The organism is Monashia sp. HAY1-5C (genome assembly GCF_056755255.1).
In genome coordinates this window covers 1-2,335 of the sequence record NZ_JBPGXG010000245.1, presented here as the reverse complement: position 1 = coordinate 2,335, position 2,335 = coordinate 1, and the positions used below count along the sequence as shown (strand labels likewise).

Annotated in this window: 3 protein-coding genes; 1 reads left to right on the top strand and 2 read right to left on the bottom strand. The window is 72.8% G+C overall.

Features of this window, described 5'->3' with window-relative positions:
- The first annotated feature begins 48 nt into the window (after nt 1–48).
- The gene (locus tag ACR9ZK_RS21330; RefSeq protein WP_481343969.1) at nt 49–984 is read left to right on the top strand and encodes an aldose epimerase family protein; all 936 of its coding nucleotides are present in this window, start codon (nt 49–51) and stop codon (nt 982–984) included.
- Between the two features lie 105 nt (nt 985–1,089).
- On the opposite strand, the gene ACR9ZK_RS21325 is transcribed toward ACR9ZK_RS21330, so the two are convergent.
- Nucleotides 1,090–1,404 (bottom strand): hypothetical protein, encoded by a 315-nt coding sequence (locus ACR9ZK_RS21325; RefSeq protein ID WP_481343968.1) that lies wholly within the window; start codon nt 1,402–1,404, stop codon nt 1,090–1,092.
- 150 nt (nt 1,405–1,554) lie between these two features.
- Nucleotides 1,555–2,115 carry an NADPH-dependent FMN reductase gene (locus tag ACR9ZK_RS21320; protein WP_481343967.1) on the bottom strand — a complete coding sequence of 187 codons (561 nt, stop codon included), beginning with the start codon at nt 2,113–2,115 and terminating at the stop codon, nt 1,555–1,557.
- Nucleotides 2,116–2,335: the final 220 nt, after the last annotated feature.

Below are 2,335 nucleotides of genomic sequence, written 5' to 3'. Positions count from 1 at the left end.
TCCGTCGTCGGCAGCGTCAGATGTGTATAAGAGACAGCCCTCGAGGTCATGACCGCCGGCGCGGCCGTTCGTCGACTGGTCGTCGAGGACGCGCACTCCCCCGACCCCGTCGACGTCGTCCTCGGCCATGCGGACCCCGGTGCGTACGCGTCCGACGGGGGCTACCTCGGTGCGACCATCGGCCGGTACGCCAACCGGATCGCGGGTGGAAGGTTCACCCTCGACGGCACGACGTACGTGCTGCCGGCCAACGAGGGGACCACGACCCTGCACGGCGGCCCGGGCGGCTTCGACCGCCGGGTCTGGACCGTGACGGACGCCGGCCCCGAGCACGTGCGCCTCCACCTGAGCAGTGCCGACGGAGAACAGGGTTTCCCGGGCCGGCTCGAGGTCGACGTCACCTACCGCATCGCTCCCGGCACCGTGCACCTGGACTACGCGGCCTCGACCGACCGGCCGACGGTCGTCAACCTCACCAACCACGCCTACTTCAACCTCGACGGCGAGGGCAGCGGCGGCGTCGAGGACCACGTGCTGCGCCTCGACGCCGACGCCTTCACCGCGGTCGGCGCCGACCTGCTGCCCACGGGCGTCGAGGCCGTCGACGGCACCGCGCTGGACTGGCGGTCTCCGCGTCGCATCGGAGACGGTCTCGCCCTCGACGACGAGCAGCTGCGCCACGCTCGGGGCCTGGACCACAACGTCGTCCTGCGGGGCTCGGGGATGCGGACGGCGGCGGTCCTCACCGGTCGCGGCGGGCGCACGCTCACCGTCGAGACGGACCAGCCGGGGATGCAGGTGTACACCGGCACGCACTTCGACGGCAGCATCGTCGGCCTGTCCGGTCGCGCGTACGGCCCGCGGGCCGGCATCGCCCTGGAGACGCAGGCTTTCCCCGACGCCCCCAACCGCCCGGAGTTCCCCTCGACCGTGCTGCGCCCCGGCGAGACCCTGCGCACGACGACGGTCTGGCACCTGGCCTGACGGCGACGGCCGCACCCCGCGAAGGGGTGCGGCCGTCGGTCTCGTGCTCGCGGGTGGCAAATCGGTCGAGCGTCGTGGTGGAGGTCGAGCTCGCCGGTGCGCCGGTCAGTGCCGGCGGCGGTGGTGCGGGTCCTCGTGGTACTCGGGGTGGACGTCCTCCGGCAGCTCCTCGGGCATCGCGCCCTCGCCGGCCTGGGCCACGCCCCAGCCCTGGGTCGTGATGGTGTCGATCGGCGGGTTGCCGACGAGGTGGGAGCGCTCTGCCCCCTCGGGGTGGTGGTCGCGCTCGACGACGGTCTCGTCGCCGTGGCGGTTCAGCGTGTCGTTGGTCCCTCCGCGCCGGCTCTGCAGCATGGCAGCCCCCGCGACGAGCACGACGACGATGGCGAGCAGCACCCAGAGTCCGATGTTGTCACCCATGGCACCTCCTGGTCCGTTGGTCACGGGTGACGACCCCCCGACCCTCCCGACCGGGTCGGGAGGCGTCGTGCGGAGTGCGTCGGGGCGGCGTCGCCCGGGCGTTCGTGCGCCGTCTCGAGTGTACGCCGCAGGGGTCGGCGGCCCGGCCCGTCAGGCGGCGACCGACGTGTCCGCGGCCACGAGCGTCGCGAGGGCGTCGGTGAGCCGGCCGAAGACCTCGGGGTCGCCGAGGACGTCGGTGTCGATCGTCGTCTGGGACACCTCGACGTCGGTGACGACGTGGGCGCCGGCGATCCTCGCCGAGCGGCGGGTGTCCTCGTGGGCCCACTTGCCGCCGTAGGGCGTCGGCGTCGCGCCGACGACGGCGAAGGGCTTGTCCTTGATGGCGCCCTGGCCGAACGGGCGCGACAGCCAGTCGATGGCGTTGTTGAGCACGGCCGGCATGGTGCCGTTGTACTCGGGGGTGACGGCGAGGACGCGGTCGGCGGAGCCCACCGCGCGACGCAGGTCGGTGACGACCGACGGGGCGTCGGCGCCGTCGATGTCCTCGTTGTAGAAGGGCAGCGCCCCGAGACCGTCGACGATCTCGAGCTGGACGCCGTCGGGGGCGTGGTCTCGTAGGGCCTCGGCGATGCGGCGGTTCACCGAGCCGGAGCGCAGGCTCCCGACGAGGACGGCGACTCGGGTGCGGGGCGTGGCAGCGTTGGTCATGACACACCAAACGGACCCCGGTCCGGTTCTATTCCGCTCGTCCGGGTCGACGTGACCATGCGCGCGGCCTGCACCCGCGCCGCTGACCGGCGGACGTGAGGCCCGTTCGCTACGTCACTGCTCAGTCGGAGTGAGCACTGACCTAGCGGGTGGCCCGCAGTCGGGCTCGGGGCGGGCTCGGGGCTGTCTCTTATACACATCTGACGCTGCCGACGACGGA